Origin of the sequence: Streptomyces sp. NBC_01013 (assembly GCF_045162765.1) — a bacterium.
Taxonomy (GTDB): Bacteria; Actinomycetota; Actinomycetes; order Streptomycetales; family Streptomycetaceae; genus Streptomyces.
The window spans coordinates 5,159,678-5,184,263 of record NZ_CP108687.1; the positions used below are offsets into that span (position 1 = coordinate 5,159,678).

The following is a 24,586-nucleotide window of genomic DNA, read 5'->3' on the forward strand; positions in this document are numbered from 1 at the left end:
TCCTATCGCCGGGCCGTATCCGCCTCGACCCGCACCGCAGCGGCCGGTGCGGGTACGGGGGCGGCGACGGGCCGCCCCGCCTGTGCGACGTCCTCCGGGTTCAGCGTGCTCACGATCACGTCTTTGTCAGGCAGCGCCCTGAAGACCCATGTCCGGTAGGACCAGAAGCGGAACAGCGTCGCGATGCCGATTCCGAGGATCTTGAAGACGTTGCTCTGGACCGGGGTGTTCCAGCCGAACCCGTACGTCGCCGCGTACAGCACTCCGGTCTCGATGACCGCACCCACCGCGCTGAACAGCAGGAACAGCGTCAGCTCCCGGGTCCGTCCGCTCTTGTCGCGCTCCCGGTACGTCCAGTAGCGGAAGCCGACGTAGTTGAAGAGGATCGCGACGAACGTCGCCATCAGGCCCGCGCGGACCGTGGGGATGTCCGTGTAGCGCCACAGCAGGTTGGATACGGCGATATTGACGACCAGGCCGACCGCGCCGACCACGCCGAACTTGGCGACCTCCCGGGCCAGCAGATCCAGCCGGGCCCGCAGTGCGCCCCGTTCGCTCATGGTGATCGCTCAGCCCGTCTGTCGGTTCGGCTTCAGGTTCCGTCAACCCAGCCATGCTAACCAGGCGGCCCGTCGGCCGCCTGTGAGTACGGGGACGGGTGTGGCGAGGCCGTGACACCGGAGCCCTTCCGCGGCCCGCCCGCGGGGGGCCCTCCGGGGCATCGTCCGGCGGCCCGGACGGTGCGGATACCCTGGAGGAGTGACGTTCCCGGTAGTCGGCATGGTCGGTGGCGGTCAGCTCGCCCGTATGACCCACGAGGCGGGCATCCCCCTCGGCATCAAGTTCAAGCTCCTCAGTGACACCGCTCAGGACTCGGCGGCCCAGGTGGTGAGCGAAGTCGTCGTGGGCGACTATCGCGACCTGGACACGCTGCGCGCCTTCGCGCGCGGCTGTGACGTGATCACCTTCGATCACGAGCACGTGCCCACCGAGCACCTGCGGGCCCTGGAGGCGGACGGCATCCCCGTGCGCCCCGGCCCCGACGCGCTGGTGCACGCCCAGGACAAGGGGGTGATGCGCGCGAAGCTCTCCGAGATCGGCGCGCCCTGCCCCCGCCACCGCATCGTGAAGGACCCGGCCGACGCCGCGGCGTTCGCCGAGGAGGTGGGCGGCTTCCCGGTCATCCTCAAGACCGTGCGCGGCGGCTACGACGGCAAGGGCGTCTGGGTGGTCCGCTCCGAGGCGGACGCGGCCGACCCCTTCCGGGCCGGCGTCCCCGTCCTCGCCGAGGAGAAGGTCGACTTCGTACGGGAGCTGGCCGCCAACATCGTCCGCTCGCCGCACGGCCAGGCCGTGGCCTACCCGGTCGTCGAGTCGATCCAGGTCGACGGCGTCTGCGACACGGTCATCGCACCGGCCCCCGGGCTGAGCGAGAAGCTCGGAGGCGAGGCCCAGCAGCTCGCCCTCCGCATCGCCGCGGAGCTCGGAGTCGTCGGTCACCTCGCCGTCGAGCTCTTCGAGACCCGCGACGGGCACATCCTCGTCAACGAACTGGCGATGCGCCCGCACAACTCCGGGCACTGGACGCAGGACGGCGCGATCACCTCGCAGTTCGCCAACCACGTCCGGGCCGTGCTCGACCTCCCGCTCGGAGACCCGCGGCCGCGCGCCACCTGGACGGTCATGTCCAACGTGCTGGGCGGCGACTTCCCGGACATGTACCAGGCGTACCTGCACTGCATGGCCCGCGACCCGCAGCTCAAGATCCACATGTACGGCAAGGACGTGAAGCCCGGCCGCAAGGTCGGCCACGTCAACACCTACGGCGACGATCTGGCGGACGTGCGGGAGCGCGCCCGGCACGCGGCCGACTACCTGCGAGGAACGATCACCGAATGACTTCCCCCGCCTCCACCGCACCGGTCGTCGGCATCGTCATGGGCTCGGACTCGGACTGGCCCGTGATGGAAGCAGCGGCCAAGGCGCTCGACGAGTTCGAGATCCCCTACGAGGTCGACGTCGTCTCCGCCCACCGCATGCCACGCGAGATGATCGCGTACGGCGAGAACGCCGCGGGCCGCGGCCTCCGGGCGATCATCGCCGGTGCGGGCGGCGCCGCCCACCTGCCCGGCATGCTCGCCTCCCTCACCCCGCTGCCCGTCATCGGTGTGCCGGTCCCGCTGAAGTACCTGGACGGCATGGACAGCCTCATGTCCATCGTGCAGATGCCCGCCGGCATCCCGGTCGCCACCGTCTCCATCGCGGGCGCGCGGAACGCCGGCCTGCTGGCCGTCCGCATCCTCGCCGCCCACGACGCCGAGCTGCGGACCCGCATGACGGAATTCCTCTCGGACCTGAACGACCAGGCCACCGAGAAGGGCAAGCGCCTGCGCAGCAAGGTCGGGAACCCCGACACCTTCGGCTTCGGGAAGTAGTCACCGTGACGGACCGACTGGACCAGGCCCGGGAGCTCCTCGCCGAGTACCCCGTCGTCGACGGCCACAACGACCTGCCGTGGGCGTTGCGCGAACAGGTCGGCTACGACCTGGACGCCCGCGACATCGCCACGGACCAGTCGGCCCACCTGCACACCGACATCCCCCGGCTGCGCGCCGGGGGCGTCGGAGCCCAGTTCTGGTCGGTCTACGTACGGTCCGACATGGCGGGCGACGACGCCGTCGCCGCCACCCTGGAACAGATCGACGCGGTCGCCGAACTGCTGGAGCGCCACCCCGCCGACCTGCGCCGCGCCCTGACGGCCGACGACATGGAGACGGCCCGCTCCGAGGGCCGGATCGCCTCCCTGATGGGGGCCGAGGGCGGGCACTCCATCCACAATTCGCTGGGCACCCTGCGAGCCCTGCACACCCTCGGCGTCCGCTACATGACGCTCACCCACAACGACAACATCGCCTGGGCGGACTCGGCGACCGACGCCCCGGGCGTCGGCGGCCTCTCCCCGTTCGGCCACGAGGTCGTACGGGAAATGAACCGCACCGGCATGCTGGTGGACCTCTCGCACGTCGCCGCGACGACGATGCGCGACGCGCTCACCACCTCGGCCGCGCCGGTGATGTTCTCGCACTCCTCCGCGCGGGCGATCTGCGACCACCCGCGCAACATCCCCGACGACGTCCTCGCGCAGCTCCCGGCCAACGGCGGCATCGCCATGGCGACCTTCGTACCGAAGTTCGTGCTGCCCGAGGCCGTCGCCTGGACGAGGTCCGCCGACGAGAACATGCGCGCCCAGGGCCTGCACCACCTGGACACCACCGAGCGCGGGATGAAGGTCCACGCCGCGTTCGAGGCGGAGAACCCCCGCCCGATGGCGACCGTGGCCACGATCGCCGACCACCTCGACCACATGCGCGAGGTCGCGGGCATCGACCACGTCGGCATCGGCGGCGACTACGACGGCACCGCGTTCCTTCCGCAGGGCCTCGAAGACGTCTCCGGCTACCCGAACCTGATCGCGGAGCTCCTGGGCCGCGGCTGGTCCACCGCCGACCTCGCCAGGCTCACCTGGCAGAACGCGGTACGGGTGCTGCGCGCCGCCGAGGACGTGGCCCGGGACCTGCGCACCCGCCGCGCCCCGTCCCACGCCACGATCGAGCTGCTGGACGCCCCGAAGGCCTGAACCCCCGGGGCGTCGGCCGGCCGGGCGTCAGCAGGCGCAGAGACAGAACGGGTGCCCCGCCGGATCGGCGTACACCCGGAAGGTCCGCTGCCGGTCCTCCGCTTCGAGCACCGTCGCCCCCAGCGCCAGCACCTCCTTCTCCGCCGCGTCCAGGTCCTGCACGGTCAGATCCAGATGGAACTGCTGCGAGGCGTCCGGGCGCGGCCACTGAGGCGGTACGAAGCCGGGCGCGGTCTGGAAGGCGAGCGGTGCGCCGGCGACACCGGTGAGGTCCACCCAGCCCTCCTGCTGTTCGACCTTTCCGCCGAGCAGCTCGGCGTAGAAGCCGGCCAGGGCGACGGGGTCCAGGCAGTCCAGGACGACGGCACCCAGCTTGGCTACAGCCATGACGTTTCCTCCTCGGGCAGATGCGGACATGCGGTTACCGGTAAAGAAGCTCAACCGGTCACCGTTACTGCATGCTCCCGCAATGGAGGTAACGTCGCAACCATGAATGAGAGGGATTCCGCACCTGGCGGACTCGCGCTGGTCGAAGCGCTGGTCAACACCCTGAACGTCGAGACCGGTGCGGACGCCCTCGACACGACTGCCGGACGCGCCTCCCTCGCCGTCGCCGAGCCGGACGTACCGGCGGCCCGCGCCCTGCGCGAGGCCCTGCGCGCCGCGTGCCTCGCGCACGCCGGCCACCGTCCGCCCGACCTCGGTCCGGTGTCCCTGCTCGACCGTCTGCTCGCCGAGGCGCCTCTGCGGGTCGAGGTGGACGGGGAGGGTGCGGCTTGCCTGCGGCCCGTGGAAGAACCGCCCGGGCTGACCGCCCGCGTCGCCGCGGCCATCGCCGCCGCGTCGGCCGACGGCACCTGGGTCCGGCTCAAGGCGTGTGAGGCGGCGGACTGCCGCTGGGCGTACTACGACCGCAGCCCGGCGGGGCGCCGCCGCTGGTGCTCGATGTCGGTGTGCGGCGCCCGCGCGAAGATGCGCACGTACCGCGCGAAGCGCGGCTGAGGGGCAGCGGGCCTTCAGGCCTTCGGACGCCCCATCGCCCGGTACGTCCACCCGGCCTCACGCCACACCGCCGGGTCCAGGGCGTTGCGCCCGTCCAGGATGATGCGGTGGCCGGTGACCTCACCCAGCGCCTCCGGGTCCAGCTCGCGGAACTCGCGCCACTCCGTCAGGTGCAGCACGACATCCGCGCCGCGCACGGCGTCCAGAGCGGTGTCGGCGTACCCGAGGGTGGGGAAGAGCCGCCGGGCGTTGTTCATGCCCTTCGGGTCGAAGACGGTGACCTGACCGCCCTGGAGGTGGATCTGGCCGGCGACGTTCAGCGCGGGCGAGTCGCGTACGTCGTCCGAGTCCGGCTTGAACGTCGCGCCCAGCACCGCGACCCGCTTGCCGAGGAAGGAGCTGCCGCCCACGGCCTCCCGGGCCAGCTCCACCATGTGGCCGCGACGGCGCATGTTGATGGAGTCGACCTCGCGGAGGAAGGTCAGGGCCTGGTCGGCGCCCAGCTCACCGGCGCGCGCCATGAAGGCGCGGATGTCCTTGGGGAGGCAGCCGCCGCCGAAGCCGATCCCGGCCCGCAGGAACTTCTTCCCGATGCGTTCGTCGTGGCCGATCGCCTCGGCCAGCTTCACCACGTCACCGTCGGCGGCCTCGCAGACCTCCGCCATGGCGTTGATGAACGAGATCTTGGTGGCGAGGAAGGAGTTGGCGGAGGTCTTCACCAGCTCGGCGGTCGGGAAGTCGGTCACCACGAACGGGGACCCCTCCGAGACCGGCACGGCGTAGACCTCGCGCAGCAGCTTCTCGGCGCGCTCGCTCTCGACGCCGACGACGATCCGGTCGGGGTGCAGCGTGTCGGCGACGGCGAAGCCCTCGCGCAGGAACTCCGGGTTCCAGGCCAGTTCGGCGCTCTCACCCGCGGGTGCCAGTTCGACGAGCCGGGCCGCGAGCCGGGCCGCCGAGCCGACCGGCACGGTGGACTTGCCGACGACCAGGGCGGGCCGGGTCAGCAGCGGGGCCAGCGAGTCGAAGGCGCTGTCGACGTAGCTCATGTCACAGGCGTACTCGCCGTGCTTCTGCGGGGTGTTGGTGCAGATGAAATGCACATCCCCGAATTCCGCCACCTCTTCCCACGAGGTGGTGAACCGCAGCCGTCCGGTGGAGCCCTCGATGCCCGCGACGTGCTTCTTCAGGATCTCCTCGAGCCCCGGCTCGTACATCGGGACCCGGCCGGCCGACAGCATTTCGATCTTCTCGGGCACGATGTCGAGCCCCAGGACCTCGAAGCCCAGTTCGGCCATGGCCGCGGCGTGGGTGGCGCCGAGATAGCCGGTGCCGATCACAGTGATCCTGAGGGCCATGTAGTGCTCCTGTGAGATGCGGACAGACGTGCGGTGAACGAGCATAGTCCTGCCTTTGAAACGCCCCATTCCGGCTGTCGTGAAGCTCACGGCCCCAGCCCGTATGCCTGCGGTGGGGGAGGCGCCTAAAATTGGGTTACTTAACGGTAGTTAGCATCTTGGGGAGTGAGCGTCTTGGCGGGTTCGACCGATTTCGACCTGTACCGTCCGGCCGAGGAGCACGAGATGCTCCGTGAGACGGTGCGTGCGCTCGCCGAGGCGAAGATCGCCCCTCACGCGGCCGCGGTCGACGAGGAGGCCCGCTTCCCGCAGGAGGCGCTGGACGCCCTTACCGCCGCCGACCTGCACGCGGTCCACGTACCGGAGGAGTACGGCGGCGCCGGCGCCGACGCGCTCGCCACGGTCATCGTGATCGAGGAGGTGGCCCGCGCCTGCGTCTCCTCCTCCCTCATCCCCGCCGTGAACAAGCTCGGCTCGCTCCCGGTGATCCTGTCCGGCTCCGAGGACCTGAAGAAGAAGTACCTGGGCCCGCTCGCCAAGGGCGACGCGATGTTCTCGTACGCACTCTCCGAGCCGGACGCCGGTTCCGACGCCGCCGGCATGAAGACCCGGGCCGTGCGCGACGGCGACTTCTGGGTGCTCAACGGCGTGAAGCGCTGGATCACCAACGCGGGCGTTTCCGAGTACTACACGGTCATGGCCGTCACCGACCCGACCAAGCGTTCCAAGGGCATCTCGGCCTTCGTCGTGGAGAAGTCGGACGAGGGTGTCTCCTTCGGCGCCCCGGAGAAGAAGCTCGGCATCAAGGGCTCCCCGACCCGCGAGGTCTACTTCGACAACGTCCGCATCCCCGCCGACCGCATGATCGGCGAGGAGGGGACCGGCTTCGCCACCGCGATGAAGACCCTGGACCACACCCGCATCACGATCGCGGCCCAGGCGCTCGGTGTCGCACAGGGCGCCCTCGACTACGCCAAGGGCTACGTCCAGGAGCGCAAGCAGTTCGGCAAGCCGATCGGCGACTTCCAGGGCGTGCAGTTCATGCTCGCCGACATGGCCATGAAGCTGGAGGCGGCCCGCCAGCTCACCTACTCGGCCGCAGCCAAGTCCGAGCGCCTCGACGCCGACCTCACGTTCTTCGGCGCCGCGGCCAAGTGCTTCGCCTCCGACGTCGCGATGGAGATCACCACCGACGCGGTCCAGCTGCTCGGCGGCTACGGCTACACGCGGGACTACCCGGTGGAGCGGATGATGCGGGACGCGAAGATCACGCAGATCTATGAGGGCACGAACCAGGTCCAGCGGATCGTGATGGCTCGCAACCTGCCGTAGGGCTCCGCAGCCGAGCTCACACCGCACGACGGCCCCCCGGCGCATGCCGGGGGGCCGTCGGCGCCGAGGGGGACGGGGGTTAACAGCCCGTCCGGTACGAGGGCTTTTCGCCCGGGTGTCCGCCCCATCACTTCCGAAGTCGCGGTCTCGCAGGGCCGGACCGTCCTACGCGTCCTGTCGGCGCACCAGCTCGGTGATCCACACGGGCGCGAACGGAGACGTGCAGCCCGGGGGCGTCGGGTAGTCCTTGAGCACCTCCAGGCGCTCACCGATGGCGATGGCACGGGCGCGGTACTCGGGGTGTGTGATCCCGATCTGCGCCAGACAGCGGTTCATCGCCCACTGCAGGCGGTCCGGGGCGTCCTTCATCTCCGCCTCGATGACGTCGAGCAGCCCTGCGAGGTCGAGGCCCTCCGGCTTCTTCGCCACGCGCTCGGTGGTCAGCGCCCAGCCGGCACCGGCCACGACCGGATCCGGATCGGCGGACCAGGCAAGGCGCAGTTCCTCGGCGTGCGGGCTCTTCTTCACCACGTAGTTGACGAGCCAGTCGTGCACCTTGGGGGCGCGCGCCTCGCGCAGCATGGCGTCCAACCGGTCACGCTCGAACGCCTTCGGACGGCAGATCAGGATCGCCAGCAGCCGTGCCGCGGTGTCATCCGTCTCCCAGAGCTCGCCGGCGAGCTCCTGCTGGGTCTTCAGCCGCTTCGCGATCGCCCGCAGTCTGCCGAGGTTCACCCCGTGGTCGTCGCCGTGTCTCTCGTTGACCGCGCGAGCCTTCGGGTCGTCGAGCGCGGCGAGCTCGGCCATCACCTCGGCCACTGTCGTTCCGGTCACCGGAGCCTCCTGTTCCTCACGTACGGGACGCAGCCTACGACGCTGTCCGGGTGCCCGGCGTCATACACAACGGGGCAGGCCGGACGTCGCGAGTGATGCCGCTCAGGGCGGGTGGGGGGTCGGCTTCGGCGGGCCGTTCCCCCGAGTCGCGGGAGCACGCAGCCGCTGGTTCCGCGCCGGCCGATGACGGCGTGGACCAGGACCCGCCGAGGCCGTGGAGGCGTCAACCCCCTTGTGGATGCGCGTGGTTGTTCCGCGCCTACAATCCTCCGGTGATCGCGCCGAGCGGCGTGGACCGAGAGGACGTCGAGTTGACCACGCACATACCGGGGCACAGACCCCGGTCGAACCACAGACCCACCGCACCGGCCGCGGAGGCCCCAAGAGGACGCGTGCCTCATGCCCGCACGCACCGCAGCGCCTCGAACCGATGGGCGGCCCCATGCCGCTGAGCGACGACAGACGGCAGGCGGCGACGGTGGCCGACCTCCCCGCACCCCTGGCGAAGCTGCTCTGGCGGCAGCACACCGTCTACCGCGAACGCGGCGGCACCGTGGTGATCCGGGGCGAGGACGCCGGCAGGTGGATCAGTCTCGCCTCCCACGGGTCCGGCCGGGTGCGCGTCCGTGCCGGCCGCATCCTGGACGGCGGCACCACCGCCCCGGCCCGCGCCGAGACCACCGTGCCCCTCGACGGCGACATCGCCCGCCTCGCGGCCTGCTGCCGCGGCCTGCTGGCCGAAACGGCCGGCGCGAGGGAAGCGGATGCGTCCGCGTCCGCGGCGACGGCGGCCCGTCCGGGGCCACGTTCCCGGAAGGGCAGGAGCAGGCGGGGGACGACCGTGCTGGTGTGTGCCGCAGTCGTTGTCGGACTGATCGCCGCCTCGATCTTCGGCTGAACCCGGACGGGCGGCGCCACCCGTGGCGTACCTTCCCTGTGCATGACGGACATCGACACCCTCACCGGCCTGTTCGAGGCGCTGGGGGCCGACGACCCTTCGGGATGGGCCGAGTCGGAGGCCGAGGAGGACATTCCTCAGCTGGCCCGGTTCCGGCTCCTGCGCATGGTCTGGCAGGACATCGACGAGTGGAGCACCGCGGCGCCCCACTGGGTCGAGGCCTACCGGAGCGAAGGCCTGGCGGGCGGGGCCGTGGAGCGGGCGCTGCGGCTCGGGCTGACCCCGGCGGAACTGGGAGAGATAGCCCGGGAGATCGCGAGGGAGACGGCCTTCGGCCTGCTCCAGGGGATGGACGACCCGGCCCGCGGGGACGTTTCGCCCGGAGACGGGGCGCGGCTGCCCGGCTGGCGTCTTGCCGAGCTGTCGCCGGAGGGCGAGCCCACCGGGCGTACCCTCGGCGCGCTGCACGAGGACCTGAACGAGGCGGAACCGCAGAGCCCGACCGGAGGTGTCGTATGACCGCGTTCGACGTGAGCGAGCGGCGGATCTGGGAGGGGCGGGCCGAGAACTACGCCCGCACCTTCGCGCACCTCTGCGCCCACACCGTGCCCGCCCTGCTCGACGCCGCCTCCACCGGCACCGGGACGCGGCTGCTCGACGTGGGATGCGGCAGCGGCAGCGTGACGGTGGCCGCCGTGGGACGCGGCGCGGTCGTACGGGCCGTGGACGCCGAACCGGGGATGGCCGAAGCGACCCGCCGGGCAGCCCCCGGAGTCGAGGTCCGTACGGGTGCGCTGCCCCAGCTTCCGTACCCCGACGGGGAGTTCGACGCCGTGGTGGCGAACTTCGTGCTGAACCACGTCGGCCGGCCGCTGGACGCCCTGGTCGAACTGCGCCGGATCACGCGCCCGGGCGGCCGGATCGCCGTCACGATCTGGCAGGTGCCGAACGCCCCGGGCCAGGCGCTGGTCGGCCGTGCTGCCGAGGCCGCCGGGCTCACCCGGCCCGGCTGGCTGGCCGGGGTGGACGAGGAGCACAACTTCCCGCGCACCCCTGAAGGGCTGGGCGCCCTGCTGGTGGCGGCCGGACTCGGGGACGTACGCGGCGAATCGCTGTCCTGGGACCACCGGGCCGGCGCCGAGGACTGGTGGGCGGGGCCGGCCTCCGGCGTCGCCGCGATCGGGCAGCTGGTCAACAGCCGGGGGCCGGAGGGGGTGGCCGCCGCCAAGCGGGAGTACGACGTGATGTGCAAGGAATTCGAGGGCGAGGACGGGCTTTTGGCGCTGCCGCATGTGGCGGTGCTGGCGCACGGGACGGCCTGAAACGGGAGGTGGGGCGGAGGCGACTCCGCCAGGCGAAGACACTGTTCGGCACAGAGCCACAGAGCCACAGAGGCACAGAGGCACAGAGGCACAGAGCCACAGAGCCACAGAGGCAGAGGGGCAGAGGCGCGGACTGTCACGGCGATGCGGTGGTGACGTCCGTCGAGTCCGGCCAGGACGCGCCGGACTTCTTCGGTCCGGTGGAGTTCCTGAACGCGCGGGACGCGTAGGGGCTCGTACAGCCGACCGCCCCGGTACGGGGCCCGCGAGGGCCCCGTACCGGGGCGGAGGTGTCGTGTGCGCGGCCTGCCGGCGCTCTGCGCCTAGTTACCGGTGACCGTGACCTTCTCGTCGTTGTTGAGCTGCTCGACCAGCTGCTTGACCTTGGCCTTGTCCCAGACCAGGTTGCTGCCCGTGGATCCCGAGATCGGGATGTTCAGCGACGTGCCGTCGCCGCCCGTGACGCCCTTCATCGCGAAGAACATCTGGCCCAGGTCCCAGAGCGACATGTCCTTGTCCACGATGAGGGTGTCGAGACCGGCGCCCATCGTCGGGTAGAGCTTGAACGGGTTGATGATCGTCGACGGAGTCGCGGTCTGGCTCGCCAGCGCCGCGAGGAACTTCTGCTGGTTCTTCGTACGGTCCAGGTCGGAGGTGAAGGCGTGCCGGGTCCGGACGAAGGCGAGAGCCTGCTGACCGTCCAGGGTCTGCTTGCCCGCCTGGAAGTCGGCGCCGGAGTACTTGTCCTTGAACGCCTTGGGGATGTCCAGCTCCACGCCGCCGATCGCGTCCACGATCTTGGCGAAGCCGCCGAAGCCGATCTCGACGTAGTGGTCGATGTGCAGCCCGGTGTTGAATTCGACGGTGCGGACGAGGAGCTCGGGGCCGTCCTCGGCGTACGCGGCGTTCAGCTTGGTCGTGCGGCCCTTGCCCTCGTACCTCTTGCCGGAGTCGGAGCCGACGAAGGACGGGATCTCGACGTTCGAGTCGCGGGGCAGGGAGACCAGAGTCGGGCCGTTGGAGCCGTCGTGCAGGATCATCATCGAGTCGGTCCGCTTGCCCTCGGCGGAACCGGTGTGGAGCCGCTTCTTGTCGTCGGCGGTCATGCCCTCGCGGCTGTCGGACCCGACGATCAGGTAGTTCGTGCCGTCGCCCGACTTCGGCCGCTCGATGACCTTGGAGAGGTCGACGTCGCGCTTCAGCTTGGAGTCGGCCCAGAAGTACGTACCGATGGAGACGGCGAGCACCACGACCACGAGGGTCAGGACGCCGATCTTGATCCGGCGGCGCCAGTCGGGCGCGGCCGCCGGCCGGCCCTGGACGTAGCCGCCGTCGCCGGGTCCGCCGCCGTGACCGGAACCGCCGCGGCCGCCCTGGCCGCCGCCGTAGACCTGTCCCGTGTTGTAGCCACTGTCGTACTCGGGGGCGTCGCCGTAGCCGGGCTGCTGCGGCACCTGCCGCTGCCTCGGCGGCGCGGGGCGCTGCTGGGGCGGGGCGGGGCGGCGCTGGACATGCGGCATCGAGCGGGCGCTCTCGGGCCGGTCGCTCGCGCTGCCCTGCCCGTAGCCGTTTCCGCTGCGGTTGTCGCCGGTCCAACCCTCGGGCCAATCGTTCATACGGCCCAGTGTGCAGGTCCGGGCCACTGCTATTACAGGGTGTGAGGGAAATCGGACCAGGGCTGTTGCGAAGCTGATGCATTGCGACGCGCTCCCGGCCCCCGCACGGCGTCTCCGGGCCCCCGCATAAGGTGGAGGGCATGACAGATCAGGCTCCGCGCCCGGAGGGCGACATTCCGGGCAAGCCCACCGCGGCCTCCCGGACCACCCTCAGCCACATCATGACCGGCAGCGACACCAATCTGCTGGGTACGGTGCACGGCGGCGTGATCATGAAACTGGTCGACGACGCGGCGGGCGCGGTGGCCGGCCGGCACTCCGGCGGGCCTGCGGTGACGGCCTCGATGGACGAGATGGTCTTCCTGGAGCCGGTCCGTGTCGGTGACCTTGTTCACGTCCGCGCCCAGGTGAACTGGACCGGCCGCTCCTCCATGGAGGTCGGCGTCCGCGTCATGGCCGAGCGCTGGAACGAGTCGACCCCCGCCTCGCAGGTCGGCAGCGCGTACCTGGTGTTCGCCGCCGTCGACGCGGACGGCAAGCCCCGCCGGGTGCCGCCCGTGATCCCGGAGACGGAGCGCGACAACCGGCGCTACCAGGAGGCGCAGATCCGGCGCACCCACCGGCTGGCCAGGCGCCGCGCGATCAAGGAACTGCGCGAGAAGCGCGTGGCCGACGGCATCGAGGACTGAGGGCCGGGAACAGCCCCTTCCTCACGGGCAGACCACCTCGTCGCCCTTCACCGCGCCGAACCTGCCCGGATCGGGCTCCTCGGCCCGGACCCGCTCCACCGCGCGGTAGTCCGCGCCCGCGGTCACCTTCATCGTGGGGCCCTGTCCCGCCACGGCCTTCAGTTCGGCCCCCGGCAGCGCCGCCGCCAGGGACTTCGCGGACCGGTCCCAGCGCGGGTCGTACGTGACCAGGGTGTGCTGCTGCCCGCGCTGCGGCGCGGTGAGCGGAGCGCGGGTGGTGTCGAAGCCCGTGGCGTGCAGCGCGGCGTCGACCGTGGAGCCGAGGCCGTCCTTGGGGGTCCCGTTGTAGACCTGGACCCGGATCTGCTGCGGCGGGACGTCGACCGTCCTGGCCGGCGCCTGCTTGGGCCGCGCGGCGGTGAGCGGCTGGTCGTCACGCAGGGCCTGGAACAGCGCCTTCGACTTCTTCGGGTCCCACTTGACCGTCGAACCGATGCCCTTGACCTGGTAGGCGACATCGCCCATCGGCACCGAGGTGAATTCGGACGAGGAGGCGGAGAAGCCCCGCATCGCCTGGCCGAGCTCCAGCATCTGCTCGCTGCCGAAGCCCCTGTCGGCCCGTACCGCCTTCAGCATCGTCGAGGCGACGTCACGGAACTTCACCGGGTTCAGCAGCACTCCACTGCTCGTCGCCTGCTTGATCAGCGAGGCCATGAACTTCTGCTGGCGCTGCATCCGGCCCAGGTCCGCGGCGCCGTCGATGTGCCGGGAGCGCACGTACTGGAGAGCCTGGCCGCCGTTCAGCTCATGGGTGCCGGCTGCGAGGTCGAGACCGGTGTACGAGTCCTTCATCGGCCGGGCGGTACAGATGCGCACCCCACCGAGGGTGTCGACCGTGGTCATGAAGCTGGTGAAGTCGACCTCCAGGTAGTGGTCGATCTTGACGCCCGTCATGTGCTCGACGGTCCGCACGGTCAGATTCGGCCCGCCCTCCGCGTACGCCGCGTTCAGCTTCACCGGGTGGGCCGCGTGCTCCTTGCCCGTCGTCGCGTCCCGGTGCTCCGGGATCTCGGCGTAGCTGTCGCGCGGCAGGCTGACGACGCTGGCGCGCTCCTTGTCCGCGGACAGGTGCACCAGCATGATCGTGTCGGTGCAGTGGCAGGGCGCCCCGCCCAGCCGGTACTTCTTCTTCTCGTCCTTGGTGATCTTGTCGCGGCCGTCGGTGCCGACGAGCAGCAGATTCATGCCGTGACCGCCCGCGGGCCGGTTCTTCATGTCCTTGAACGGGTCGATCCGGTCGAGGCCGGACTCCAGGTTGGTCACCACGGCGTGGCCGATGCCGCCGGCGCCGAGCACCAGCACGGAGAGCGTGGTCGCCATCCGCATGCCCCAGCGCGGTCTCTCGTCCTGCTTCCGGGACCGTCTGCGCTGCGGGGGAGCGGCGCGGGGCCTCGGCGGACGGGGGGAGCGGTGCGGCGTGGGCACGGGGGGACACCTCCGCGGTGCAAGGGGGGACCGTTCGCACAGTAGGCACATACGATCTGCATCCCGGGCAGCAGGCCGGCGGCGCGCGCCGCTGTCCCCCATACGCGGTAACGTGGCGGCCGAATGACGCCGCCTGGTGGGGTGCGAGACCCCCGGCGCCCCCGAGGACCCCCCGAGGACCACATGTCTGCCGCGCAGCACCCCGCCGTCTCCGTGATCATGCCGGTACTCAACGAGGAACGGCACCTCCGGAACTCCGTCCGGCACATCCTGGAGCAGGAGTACGCCGGTGAGATGGAGGTGGTGATCGCGCTCGGCCCGTCCACGGACCGTACGGACGAGATCGCCGCCGAGCTGGTCGCGGAGGACCCCCGGGTCCAGACCGTGCCGAACCCCACCGGCCGCACCCCCGCCGCCCTCAACGCCGCGATCAAGGCCTCCCGCCACCCCGTGGTCGTGCGCGTCGACGGCCACGGCATGCTCTCGCCGGACTACATCGCGACCGCCGTCCGGCTCCTGGAGGAGACGGGCGCGCAGAACGTCGGCGGCATCATGCACGCCGAGGGCGAGAACGCCTGGGAGGACGCCGTAGCCGCGGCCATGACGTCGAAGATCGGCGTCGGCAACGCGGCCTTCCACACCGGTGGCGAGGCAGGACCGGCCGAGACCGTGTTCCTGGGCGTCTTCCGCCGCGAGGCGCTGGAGAGGGCGGACGGCTACAACATCGAGTTCATCCGCGCCCAGGACTGGGAGCTGAACTTCCGCATCCGCGAGGCCGGCGGCCTGATCTGGTTCTCGCCCGAGCTGCGCGTGCAGTACCGTCCGCGTCCCTCCGTCCGGGCACTCGCCAAGCAGTACAAGGACTACGGCCGCTGGCGCCACGTCGTCGCCCGGTACCACCCCGGCTCGATCAACCTGCGCTACCTCGCCCCGCCGACCGCCGTCGTCGCGATCGCGGCCGGTCTCGTGGTGGGCGCGGCCGTCACCCCGTGGGCGCTCGTCGTCCCGGCCGGTTACGTCGCGGCCATCGTCGCCGGGTCCCTCCCGGCGGGCAAGGGCCTGTCGCTGAAGGCGCGGGCCCAGATCCCGGTGGCGCTGGCCACCATGCACATGTCCTGGGGTTACGGCTTCCTGACCAGCCCGCGGTCGCTGGCCAGGCGCGTCATCGCGAGTCGCAGGCCGGCCCTCACCGAGCCGGGCACGCCGGTGGCCTGAGCGTCAGGGCACAGCACGTGGACGTACGAGAGGGGGCGCCCGGTTCGAACCGGGCGCCCCCTCTCGTACGTGCAGCGTGGGCGTCACATCTGGCGGTAGGGCCAGTACACGTCCATGCAGTCGTCCGTCTTGGCGCCGTTGACCGACTCGGTGCCCTCCAGCGGGTCGCTGTCGTCCTCCACGGTCTTCGGGAACGTCGTGCCGGTCCGCCAGTCCGAGCCGACCGTGAGCGTCAGCCCCGCGCCGTCCGGGGTCTCCGTCACGGCGCTGGTGGGCAGCGACAGCGCCTTGGCTACGGACAGTGCGTCCGACTTGCCCTGGGCACCGGCGCTGTGCGGGTAGGTCACCTCGGTCGTCAGCGAGGACCCGGGCTCGGTCGAGGTGTCCGCCTCGGCGAAGCCCTTGGCCTTCAGCAGGTCCCGGATGACACCGGCGCGACCCTCGGTGGCCGCCTGGCCATCGGCGGACGTGCCGTTGACGACGGTCACACCGAGCGATGCGGGGGCACCGGCCTTCGGCCCGGCCGCAGCCTTCTTCGCCGCCTTGGCGCGGTCCTTGGGGTCGAGCGACTGGTCCTCGCGCAGCAGCGCCCAGAGCTTGTCGGCGGCGCCGGGCTTCGGCAGGACGTGGGCATCCGGGTTCTGCGGGTCGGGGATCCGCGGCATCGTCAGCATGTTCATCTTCTCCAGCGGCACGTTCTTGAGCTGCATGCCGAGGTCGAACAGCTTCTTGACCGTACCGATCTCCTCCGAGACCTGGAGCGACTTGGTCGCGGTCTCGGCGAGGTTCATCAGGCGCCCGGTGTCCGTGAACGCGTTCTGACTCTTCAGCTCACGCAGGACCGAGTTCAGATACATGTGCTGGGCCTTGGAGCGCCCGAAGTCGCTCTCGAAGGCGTGCCGGGTGCGCAGCCACTTCAGGGCGTCCTCGCCCTGGATCTTGTGCCGGCCCGCCGTCAGTCTCAGGTGGGAGCCGCCGGGCACGCCGGGCTTGGACACGTCGTTGACGTTCTGCTTCACACACACCCAGGCGCCGCCCACGGCGTCCGCCATGTCCACCACTCCGGCGAAGTCGACCATCATCCAGTGGTCGATGTAGACCTTGGTGAGCTGCTCCCAGGTGTCCAGTGTGCAGCCCGGGCCGCCGCGGAGCGTCTCGTTGATGATGCCGTTGCTGGCGGGGTACTTCTGGTGGGTGTCGGGGTTCTCGCAGGCCGGGATGTTCACCCGGGTGTCCCGCGGGATGCTGATGACCGAGGCGTTCTTCCGGTCCGCCGACACGTGGAGCAGCATCTGCACATCGGCGAGCGGGGTCCCCCCGACGCTCTTCCTGGACCCGCCGAGCTTCAGGTTCTCCTTGCTGTTACGGCTGTCGGAACCGATCAGCAGGATGTTCAGCGGGGTCTGGCCGGCGGCGTTCGGCGCCTTCTTCTTCGCCGCGCCGTTGCCCGCACTGCGCTCGCCCTTGCGGAGGTTGCTGTTCAGGTGCTCGTACCAGAGATAACCGGCCGCGCCGGTCCCGAGTATGAGGAACGCGAGGGAGAAGGCTGTCCAGCGCAGTACGCGGTGCTTCTTCCGCTTGGGGGCGCGGCGGGGCCGGCCACGGCGTCCGCCATGGCTCGAGGCGCGGCGTTCTCCGCCCCCGCTCCCGCCGGGCATCGGCTTCGGGGCGTCCTCGCCGCTGCCGCTGCCGCCGTCCCCGTCCTCGTGGAAACCGTCGTTCGAACCGGGTTGGCCGGCGTGCCGGACGCGTGGTCGCGTCCCCTCCCCGGGCGTGCTGCTCCGTCCCACCAGGACCCCCCTGCTGTTCAGACTCGCTATATGGCGCAGTGACCTGGTGTCACTTGGCGCACTCTGCCTTGTCGGCACTGGACTTCGGAATGTCGATCTTCGTCGGCCCGGCGATGGGCGTGCCGGCGCCCTTGAAGTCCGCCCCCAGCGTCAGCACCATCGCCTGCAGGCCCACGGCGTTCTTGGTGCCCGGCTTCATCGCCGACGAGGGAAGCCCCATCATCGCGGCGAGTGCCCGGGCCTGGTCCGCCTGGTTCGGCGCGTAGTCGAGTGTGGTCTTGGCCGCCTTCGCCGGGGCGTTGGCCTTGTTCGTGGACTTCAGGACGCCCTTGTCGTTCTGCAGCCAGGTGACGGTCTGCTGAGCACCGCCGGCGATCTCGCCGCCGTTGTAGACATCGACACGGACGTCGGCCGCTGCCGCCTTGGTTCCCTTGAGGAGCGCATCCTGCTTGCCCTTGGCTGCCTTCTTCTGCGCGGCCACCTCGGTCAGCGAGGTGTCCTCCTGCATCATCGAGAGCAGCTGGGGCGACTTCACCGGGTCCACGACCACCGTGATCGGGGTGGGCTCCGCCGGGTTGTCGATCACCGGCAGCGTGACGAACGTGATGTTCTTCGTGTCGATCTTGGTGAGTTCCTTGGCGAGCTTGCTCAGCTTCGGCACCGAGCCGATCGCGGAGTCGACCGTCAGCGCCTTGGTCGCCGAGTCCGCCAGCTTGAACAGCTTCGTCGGGCTGGTCAGCGTGTCGTCCGACTTCATCTGCCGGATCATCGAGCCGATGAACTGCTGCTGGCCCTTGATCCGGTCGAGGTCGCTCCCGTTGGCGTAGGCGTGCCGGGTCCGTACGAACGCCAGCGCCTGCTCGCCCGCGACCTTGTTCGGGCCCGCCGGCAGGTCGAGGTGCGACTTGTCGTCCTTGACGGCGTGGGCCAGGCAGATGTTGACGCCGCCGACCGCCGTGGACAGTTCCTTCACCGCGTTGAAGTCGACCATCATGAAGTGGTCGACCGTCAGGCCGGTGAGCTCCTTGACGGTGTCCATCGTGCAGCCCGGGTCGCGGCCGAACTGGCCGAGGCTGGTGTTGAACCGGACGTTCTGGGTGCCCGGGATGGTCTTCTCCGAGCCGTCCGCCTGCTTGGTGCTGCAGTCCGGGATGTTGGTCATGAGGTCGCGGGGGATGCTCATGGCCGTGGCGTTGGTGCGGTCCTTGGACACGTGGAAAAGGATGTTGGTGTCCGCGTGGCCGGTACTGCCCTTGTCGCCGTAGCCCTCGTTGCCCTTGCCGGTGCGCTTGTCCGTACCGATGATCAATATGTTCAGCGGCGCGTTGGCCGTGATGACGTCCTTGTTGCCGCGGTCGCCGATGTCCACGGTGCTCAGGTTGCCGTTGAAGTGCTGGTACAGCCAGTAACCACCGGCCGAGACACCGACGAGCACGAAGGCCATCACGCCGCCGGTCCAGAGCAGCGCCTTCTTGCGGCGGGCCTTGGGGGCCTTGCGCTTGCGGCGGCTCGTGTTGTTCTCGGCGGAAGCGGCAGCCTCCTGACCGCGGGGGCCGGGGGCCGCACGGCGGCCGCCCTGCCGTGGCACCTCACGGGCACGGCGCGATCCCTCGCCCGCCGCGCCGCGACGCTCGCCGTCGCCTTCACGGACGGCACCTCTGCGTCCGGAACTCCGCGGAGCCGAAACCCCTGACGCCCTGCCTGAATCCCCTCCGGAATGGTTCAGTCGCAGTTCGTAGTCGCCGGTGTCCGGGTTGAGAACCCATTGGTCTGCGGGATCGATTTCTTCCGCCCGCCCACGGCCTTGTGCATCCACGGTTGCTTGAGTCCTCCGTCGGTGCCACGCGAGGCGCCTCCCCCGATAAGGCGCTCAGTCTTTCGCTCCGGAATTGCGCGGCCAGATGGCCGGAAGCACCGGATCGCGTCACACTATCCGTCCCGTTCGCTGTCGAGCGACGGGCGTGACATATTCCACGGCCCTTACAACCGGGCATTCTTCCCATTGCACGCCGAACGTTGATGTCTGCTTGGCCATTGCTTTACTGCTTGCACAGGTCCGTCGCCGCATTGTTCCCCGAGTAGGTGGGCGTGGGAGTCGGACCCGAGGCGTCGGTGGCGTCAGTGTTCTTCCCCCCGTCATCCTTCAGCTGGTCCGCGGGCACAACGGCGACGGGCTTGTCGTCGCGCAGTTGCCTGAAGAGCTTGTCCGCGTCGGGCTGCACCAGTTCGTCCCGGTTCGCGTTGGCGGCGTACGGCTGCCGGGGGACGGTCAGGAACTGCACCTTGTCGGTCGGTACGTTGCGCATGCCCCGCACCAGGTCGTAGAGGTCCTTCAGGCTGTCGAGCCCCGGGTCGGTGGTCAGCGCCTTGGTGGCCGCGTCCAGTACCGGATAGAGCCGGGTGGGGTTGAGCAGGACGCCGTTGCTCTGCACCTTGTTCACCAGGGCGCCCAGGAACTGCTGCTGGCGGTCCATCCGTTCGGTGTCACTGCCGTTGCCGATGGACTTGCGGGCCCGTACGTACCCCAGAGCCTGTTCGCCGTTGAGCTTCTGGCGGCCCGACGGGAGCTTGAGGTGGGCCGCGCTGTCGTTGATCGGCTCCTTGAGGCAGATCTCGACCCCGTTCACGGCGTTGACCATGTTCTTGAAGCCGCTGAAGTCGACGACCATGTGGTGGTCGATGCGGATACCGGTCATCTTCTCGACCGTGCGGATGGTGCAGGCGGTTCCGCCGAGCTCGAAGGCCCAGTTGAACTGCGCGAACTGGGGCTTGCTAACACTTTTGTCCGGCTTGTGGCATTCCGGGATGTGCACCATCAGGTCGCGCGGGAGCGACATCGCCGTGGCGCTTTTCCGGTTCGCGGCCAGGTGCAGCAGGATCGTGGTGTCCGAGCGCTGGCTGCCGCCGTCGTCGTGACCGTACTTGCGGTTGTCCCCGGCCCGGCTGTCCGAGCCGATGAGCAGGATGTTCTCCGCGTCATGGACCACGGAGGCGGGGCGCTCCTTCTCGTACGCCTTGAGTTCGGCGGCCGCGGAGGTGTCCGTCCTGATGTTGCCGTCGAGCTTCTTGTACAGCCACCAGCCGGCCCCGGCGGCGACGAGCACGACGAACGAGGCGCCGAGCGCCGTCCAACGCAGCCAGTGACGCTTGCGCTTGACGACGATGTCGAGGGTCGGGCCGGGTCCGTGGCCTTCCGGCAGCGGTCCGTGCGACGGGCCGCTGCCGGATCCGCTGCGGGTCTCACCGCCGGGGGCGCTCCCCGGGGCGCTGTCCGGACCGGACTCGTCACCTGCCCCCGCGCCGGGCGATCCGTCCGGCGCCCGGTCCTTGCCCGCGGCCGAGTCGTCGGGCGTCCGGTCCTCACCCGCGGCCGGGCCGTCGGGCGTCCGATTCCCGCCCGTGGCCGGGTCGTCGGGGTCGGCGGGCGTGCCGGCGCTTTCGGTCACGTCTGCGTCCATCCTTCACATGCGGCAGCGCGGTGGGCCGCCGATCGCAGAAGTAGACGGCTGAACCTCACGCTTGGTTGTGCCTTGAGTGGTCTGTACCGCAGATCATGTACCGGAGTTGGTGCTCAGGCCGGAGGGCTCGGCCCAGGCTGGGCCGGATGGGTGGCCCTCGGACCGCTTGTCGTACTGCCGAGTTGAGGTGGGCGCACCGCCGGCGGCAGCCGTGGGTGCTGCGGACCGACGTGCCCGCCCCTCCGTCACACGGTCCGCGAGACCCGCTCGCTCTCGATGCGCTGCGCCAGCCCGTCCTCGCCCAGCTGCCCGAGGTGCCGGCACAGCACCACGGAACCCCCGGTGGCGAGCGGTGCGAAGAGCCCGGCGCTGAGGCCGTCCCAGGTGTCGTACGTACGCCCCGACAGCAGGCGGGATCCGGCGCCGAGGCCCAGCGCCGCAGCGTCCGCGCGCGCCCGCGCGACCAGCTCCGCGCCAGTGAACCCGGCACCGCCCACGCCCAGCGCGGGGGCGTCCGGGTCGACGGGTGCGAACGGGGCGAACCGGTCGCCCTGGCCCGGCACCTCGACGGCGTAGTCCGCGAACCCCTCGGGAGCCTGCGGGAACCGGCCGCCCATCGGGCGCAGCGCCAGCGCGACCCGTTCGCCGCGGCAGGCCCGGGCGGCGTCCAGGCTGTCCGGCCCGGAGACGACGAGGTCGGCGGCGGCGGGGTCCCCCTGCACGTCGGCGACCACGCCGACCGAGGAACAGGCCAGCAGCCAGACCGCGGACTGCCAGTGGGCGGGCAGCAGCAGTGCGAGCCGGTCGCCGGGCTCGGCGGCGAGGTCGCCCTGCAGCAGGTTCGCCGTCTTGGCCACCCAATTGGCGAAGGTGGCCACCGACAGTTCGACGCGCTCTCCGGTGGCGTCGTCGTAGAAAGTGACCATGGGGCGGGCCGGGTCCGCGGCGAGCGCGGAACGCAGCAGGTCGGCAGGGGTGCGGTCGCTGGCGTTCATTCGCAGAAGGGTACGCGGCGGTGCCGGAAGGGGCCGGGTGCGGCGGGTGCCGGGTACACCGGTTCGGCAGACGAGTCGTCAATTGCCCCGAAAAATCTCGGTCGCCGGAGTAGTGCGCTTATGCCCAGGATCATATGTATGCGTGCCTTCATTGCATCCTCCCTCGGTGTCACCTGCGCGGCAGCACTCGTACTGCCGCTCGCCGCGCCCGCGGGCGCCGCCCCCGACACCCCCGCCCACCCGGCCACCGCCGGATCCGCTTCCGCCGACGCGACCGAACCGGCCGGAGTGCCCGGTTCGACGCAGTCCCTGGCCCTGAATCCGCTGGCCTCCCCCTCCGTACGGGCCACCGGGGCGCCCGCCGCCGCTGCCGCCGAACAAGGGCTGCCCGAGCGGGACGTCCAGCCGTTCTCCCTGGTCGGCGTGGTCTGGGACGACGTCAACACCGAACTCCACGGAACCGCCCAGGTCCGCACCCGCGCCACCGGTACCGGCCGCTGGTCCGACTGGCAGGACCTGGAGACCCACAACGCCGAGCACTCCGCCGACGCCGGCACCCCTGAACGCGACTCGGGCGCCGTTCGAGGTTCCACCGCCCCGCTCTGGGTCGGCGACTCCGACGGCGTCGAGGTCCGGGTCCGCCCCGAGACCCCCGGTCCCGGCGGGAGCGCCCAGGTCCACGTACCGCTCCCCGCCGGGCTGCGCCTCGAACTCGTCGATCCCGGCAAGGACCCGCAGCGGGTCCCCGGCGCCGACCCGGCACAGACCCCGGCCACCGGTGCGGCCGGAGCCGACCGCACCACCTCGCTCGGCGCCGCGGTGCTCCCCGCACTGAGCAGGGCCGAGACCGAGGAGGCCGCCGGCCTCGCGGCCGCCGCCAAGCCGTTCATCGGCCCCCGGCCGCGCATCATCACCCGCAAGGGCTGGGGCGCCGACGAGAAGCTCCGCGAGAGCGGGTTCGCGTACACCAAGACCGTCAAGGCGGCGTTCATCCACCACAGCGCCACCGGGAACAACTACTCGTGCTCCCAGGCGCCCTCGGTCCTGCGCGGCATCTACCGCTACCACGTCAAGAGCAGCGGCTGGCGCGACATCGGCTACAACTTCGCCGTCGACAAGTGCGGAAACATCTACGAGGGCCGCGCCGGAGGCGTGACGAAGGCCGTCATGGGAGCGCACACGCTCGGCTTCAACACCAACACCATGGGCATCGCGGTGCTCGGGACCTTCACCTCGTCGAACCCGCCGGCCGCCGCCGTCACCGCCGTTTCTAAGCTCACCGCCTGGAAGCTCGGCCTGTTCGGCGCCAACCCCAAGGGCAAGGTGACCCTGGTCTCGGGCGGCAGCAACAAGTACAAGAAGGGCAAGAAGGTCAAACTCCATGTCATCTCCGGCCACCGGGACGGATTCGCAACCGAATGCCCCGGAGCGCGTCTCTACAAGAAGCTCGGCACGGCCCGGACGAGTTCGGCCCGGCTGCAGGGCCGCTGACGCGAAAGGAGCCGCTGACCGGCGCCGGCCGCGCCGGGGGCCTGCTGCGAGCTGCTGACCGAGGGACCCCTCCACCGGTCTGCATACACTGGCCAGCCGAAGAAGCTGTTGTCCGGTCTCCGCTGGGCGCGGGGCGTCCGGCACGGCCGCTCGCGGCGTTGCCGAAGTGCCCGAATGGCTCCGCCACGAGGACACCGGCGACGCCTTGCGACGGACCGCGCCGGACGCCCCGCGCTGATCCAGCGGAGACCGGACAACAGCTTCTCACCAGGCCCGGCCCCAGCAGGAAGCAGAGACAGTGCTGTGACAGAGGCAAAAGAAGCGATTCTCCTGGTCGGTGGCAAAGGAACCCGACTGCGCCCGCTCACGGTGCACACTCCGAAACCGATGGTTCCGGCGGCAGGCGTCCCCTTCCTCACGCACCAGCTGGCGCGTGCCCGGGCCGCCGGGGTCGAGCACATCGTCCTTGCGACGTCGTACCTGGCGGAGGTCTTCGAGCCGTACTTCGGCGACGGTTCGTCGCTCGGCCTCCACATCGAGTACGTCACAGAACGCGAACCGCTCGGCACCGGCGGCGCCATCCGCAACGTCGCCCAGCGGCTCACCTCGGGCCCGGACGAACCCGTCCTGATCTTCAACGGTGACATCCTCACCGGCCTCGACATCCGGGCCCTGGTCACCTCGCACGCCGACTCCGGAGCGGACGTCTCCCTCCACCTGACCCGGGTCGACGACCCGCGCGCCTTCGGCCTCGTACCGACGGACGACACCGGCCGGGTCACCGCGTTCCTGGAGAAGCCGCAGACGCCCGAGGAGATCGTCACCGACCAGGTCAACGCGGGGGCGTACATCTTCCGCCGGTCGGTCATCGACACCATCCCGGCGGGCCGCCCGGTCTCCGTGGAACGGGAGACCTTCCCCGGCCTCCTCGCCGACGGCGCGCACCTCCAGGGCATGGTCGACTCCACGTACTGGCTGGATCTCGGCACTCCGCAGGCGTTCATACGGGGCTCCGCCGACCTGGTCCTCGGCCGCGCCCCCTCCCCGGCGGTTCCCGGCCGGTGCGGCGACCGCCTCGTCCTGCCCACGGCCTCCGTCGCCCCCGACGCCAAACTCTCCGGCGGTACGGTCATCGGCGCCGACGCCGTCATCGGCGCGGGCGCCAGGATCGAGGGCTCCACCGTGCTCGCGGGGGCCATCGTCGAACCGGGCGCCGTGATCACGGACTCCCTGGTCGGAGCAGGTGCCAGGATCGGCAGCCGTACGGTGCTGGCGGGCGCGGTCATCGGCGACGGGGCCAAGGTGGGAGCCGACAACGAACTGCTCGACGGCGTCCGTATCTGGTGCGGGGCGCACCTGCCCGCCGCGTCGGTGCGTTTCTCCTCGGACGAATGACCGGACCGGGCACCCCCTCGCAGACTCCCCGAGTGGCCGAAATCCGCCGTACCCTCGACAGGCAGCCCC

General features: G+C 70.6%; 22 protein-coding genes. 12 read left to right on the plus strand and 10 right to left on the minus strand.

From position 1 onward, the window contains the following. Positions 1-2: 2 nt before the first annotated feature. A complete protein-coding gene (locus OG538_RS22500; RefSeq protein WP_406096310.1) occupies positions 3-560 on the minus strand; it encodes a GtrA family protein in 558 nt (185 codons plus the stop codon). 199 nt (positions 561-759) lie between these two features. On the opposite strand from OG538_RS22500, the gene OG538_RS22505 reads away from it, so the two are divergent. Genes OG538_RS22505 through OG538_RS22515 form a run of 3 tightly spaced genes read left to right on the plus strand, consistent with a single transcriptional unit; the run spans position 760 to position 3,637 of the window. After that, complete coding sequence (locus tag OG538_RS22505; protein ID WP_406096312.1) at positions 760-1,899, plus strand: 5-(carboxyamino)imidazole ribonucleotide synthase; 1,140 nt, start codon at positions 760-762, stop codon at positions 1,897-1,899. After that, positions 1,896-2,435, plus strand: coding sequence for a 5-(carboxyamino)imidazole ribonucleotide mutase (gene purE / locus OG538_RS22510; protein WP_406096314.1), 540 nt, complete (start codon positions 1,896-1,898; stop codon positions 2,433-2,435). Before OG538_RS22505 ends, purE begins: the two co-directional genes overlap by 4 nt. Before the next feature lie 5 nt (positions 2,436-2,440). Continuing rightward, a complete protein-coding gene (locus tag OG538_RS22515) occupies positions 2,441-3,637 on the plus strand; it encodes a dipeptidase (protein ID WP_406096316.1) in 1,197 nt (398 codons plus the stop codon). A gap of 27 nt (positions 3,638-3,664) precedes the next feature. On the opposite strand, the gene OG538_RS22520 is transcribed toward OG538_RS22515, so the two are convergent. Continuing rightward, entirely contained in the window at positions 3,665-4,024 is a 360-nt protein-coding gene (locus OG538_RS22520; protein WP_406096318.1) for a VOC family protein, read from the minus strand. Between the two features lie 102 nt (positions 4,025-4,126). On the opposite strand from OG538_RS22520, the gene OG538_RS22525 reads away from it, so the two are divergent. Then, the gene (locus tag OG538_RS22525) at positions 4,127-4,639 is read left to right on the plus strand and encodes a CGNR zinc finger domain-containing protein (protein WP_406096320.1); all 513 of its coding nucleotides are present in this window, start codon (positions 4,127-4,129) and stop codon (positions 4,637-4,639) included. A 14-nt stretch (positions 4,640-4,653) separates the two neighbouring features. Here the strand turns inward: OG538_RS22525 and OG538_RS22530 are convergent, their stop codons facing one another. After that, positions 4,654-5,997 (minus strand): UDP-glucose dehydrogenase family protein, encoded by a 1,344-nt coding sequence (locus tag OG538_RS22530; RefSeq protein WP_406096322.1) that lies wholly within the window; start codon positions 5,995-5,997, stop codon positions 4,654-4,656. 174 nt (positions 5,998-6,171) lie between these two features. On the opposite strand from OG538_RS22530, the gene OG538_RS22535 reads away from it, so the two are divergent. Beyond that, complete coding sequence (locus tag OG538_RS22535; RefSeq protein ID WP_406100260.1) at positions 6,172-7,329, plus strand: acyl-CoA dehydrogenase family protein; 1,158 nt, start codon at positions 6,172-6,174, stop codon at positions 7,327-7,329. Between the two features lie 165 nt (positions 7,330-7,494). On the opposite strand, the gene OG538_RS22540 is transcribed toward OG538_RS22535, so the two are convergent. After that, a complete protein-coding gene (locus OG538_RS22540; RefSeq protein WP_406100261.1) occupies positions 7,495-8,136 on the minus strand; it encodes a DNA alkylation repair protein in 642 nt (213 codons plus the stop codon). 469 nt (positions 8,137-8,605) lie between these two features. Here OG538_RS22540 and OG538_RS22545 point away from each other — a divergent pair, with 469 nt between their 5' ends. The 3 genes from OG538_RS22545 to OG538_RS22555 are packed head-to-tail and all read left to right on the plus strand — an operon-like array spanning position 8,606 to position 10,383. Next, positions 8,606-9,061, plus strand: a complete 456-nt coding sequence (locus OG538_RS22545) for a hypothetical protein (RefSeq protein ID WP_406096324.1) — start codon at positions 8,606-8,608, stop codon at positions 9,059-9,061. 42 nt (positions 9,062-9,103) lie between these two features. After that, on the plus strand, positions 9,104-9,580 hold the full coding sequence (locus tag OG538_RS22550) for a hypothetical protein (RefSeq protein WP_406096326.1): 477 nt from the start codon (positions 9,104-9,106) through the stop codon (positions 9,578-9,580). Continuing rightward, a complete protein-coding gene (locus tag OG538_RS22555; RefSeq protein WP_406096328.1) occupies positions 9,577-10,383 on the plus strand; it encodes a class I SAM-dependent methyltransferase in 807 nt (268 codons plus the stop codon). Before OG538_RS22550 ends, OG538_RS22555 begins: the two co-directional genes overlap by 4 nt. 323 nt (positions 10,384-10,706) lie before the next feature. On the opposite strand, the gene OG538_RS22560 is transcribed toward OG538_RS22555, so the two are convergent. Beyond that, entirely contained in the window at positions 10,707-11,999 is a 1,293-nt protein-coding gene (locus OG538_RS22560; RefSeq protein ID WP_406096330.1) for an LCP family protein, read from the minus strand. A 140-nt stretch (positions 12,000-12,139) separates the two neighbouring features. Between OG538_RS22560 and OG538_RS22565 the strand changes: the two genes are divergently transcribed. Then, entirely contained in the window at positions 12,140-12,688 is a 549-nt protein-coding gene (locus OG538_RS22565; protein WP_406096332.1) for an acyl-CoA thioesterase, read from the plus strand. A gap of 21 nt (positions 12,689-12,709) precedes the next feature. Here the strand turns inward: OG538_RS22565 and OG538_RS22570 are convergent, their stop codons facing one another. Further along, entirely contained in the window at positions 12,710-14,074 is a 1,365-nt protein-coding gene (locus tag OG538_RS22570) for an LCP family protein (protein WP_406096334.1), read from the minus strand. 282 nt (positions 14,075-14,356) lie between these two features. Between OG538_RS22570 and OG538_RS22575 the strand changes: the two genes are divergently transcribed. Next, a complete protein-coding gene (locus tag OG538_RS22575) occupies positions 14,357-15,388 on the plus strand; it encodes a glycosyltransferase family 2 protein (RefSeq protein ID WP_406096336.1) in 1,032 nt (343 codons plus the stop codon). Positions 15,389-15,471: 83 nt separating this feature from the next. Here the strand turns inward: OG538_RS22575 and OG538_RS22580 are convergent, their stop codons facing one another. The 4 genes from OG538_RS22580 to OG538_RS22595 form a co-directional block, all read right to left on the minus strand. Further along, positions 15,472-17,178 (minus strand): LCP family protein, encoded by a 1,707-nt coding sequence (locus OG538_RS22580; RefSeq protein ID WP_406096338.1) that lies wholly within the window; start codon positions 17,176-17,178, stop codon positions 15,472-15,474. Between the two features lie 49 nt (positions 17,179-17,227). After that, positions 17,228-18,994 carry an LCP family protein gene (locus OG538_RS22585; protein WP_406096340.1) on the minus strand — a complete coding sequence of 589 codons (1,767 nt, stop codon included), beginning with the start codon at positions 18,992-18,994 and terminating at the stop codon, positions 17,228-17,230. Positions 18,995-19,217: 223 nt separating this feature from the next. Then, the gene (locus OG538_RS22590; RefSeq protein WP_406096342.1) at positions 19,218-20,624 is read right to left on the minus strand and encodes an LCP family protein; all 1,407 of its coding nucleotides are present in this window, start codon (positions 20,622-20,624) and stop codon (positions 19,218-19,220) included. A gap of 257 nt (positions 20,625-20,881) precedes the next feature. Continuing rightward, the gene (locus tag OG538_RS22595; RefSeq protein ID WP_406096345.1) at positions 20,882-21,631 is read right to left on the minus strand and encodes a TIGR03089 family protein; all 750 of its coding nucleotides are present in this window, start codon (positions 21,629-21,631) and stop codon (positions 20,882-20,884) included. A gap of 138 nt (positions 21,632-21,769) precedes the next feature. Between OG538_RS22595 and OG538_RS22600 the strand changes: the two genes are divergently transcribed. Together OG538_RS22600 and OG538_RS22605 are read left to right on the plus strand one after the other, a co-directional pair. Beyond that, the gene (locus OG538_RS22600) at positions 21,770-23,122 is read left to right on the plus strand and encodes a peptidoglycan recognition protein (protein WP_406096347.1); all 1,353 of its coding nucleotides are present in this window, start codon (positions 21,770-21,772) and stop codon (positions 23,120-23,122) included. 303 nt (positions 23,123-23,425) lie between these two features. Next, complete coding sequence (locus OG538_RS22605; protein WP_406096349.1) at positions 23,426-24,517, plus strand: sugar phosphate nucleotidyltransferase; 1,092 nt, start codon at positions 23,426-23,428, stop codon at positions 24,515-24,517. The last annotated feature ends 69 nt before the right edge of the window (positions 24,518-24,586 follow it).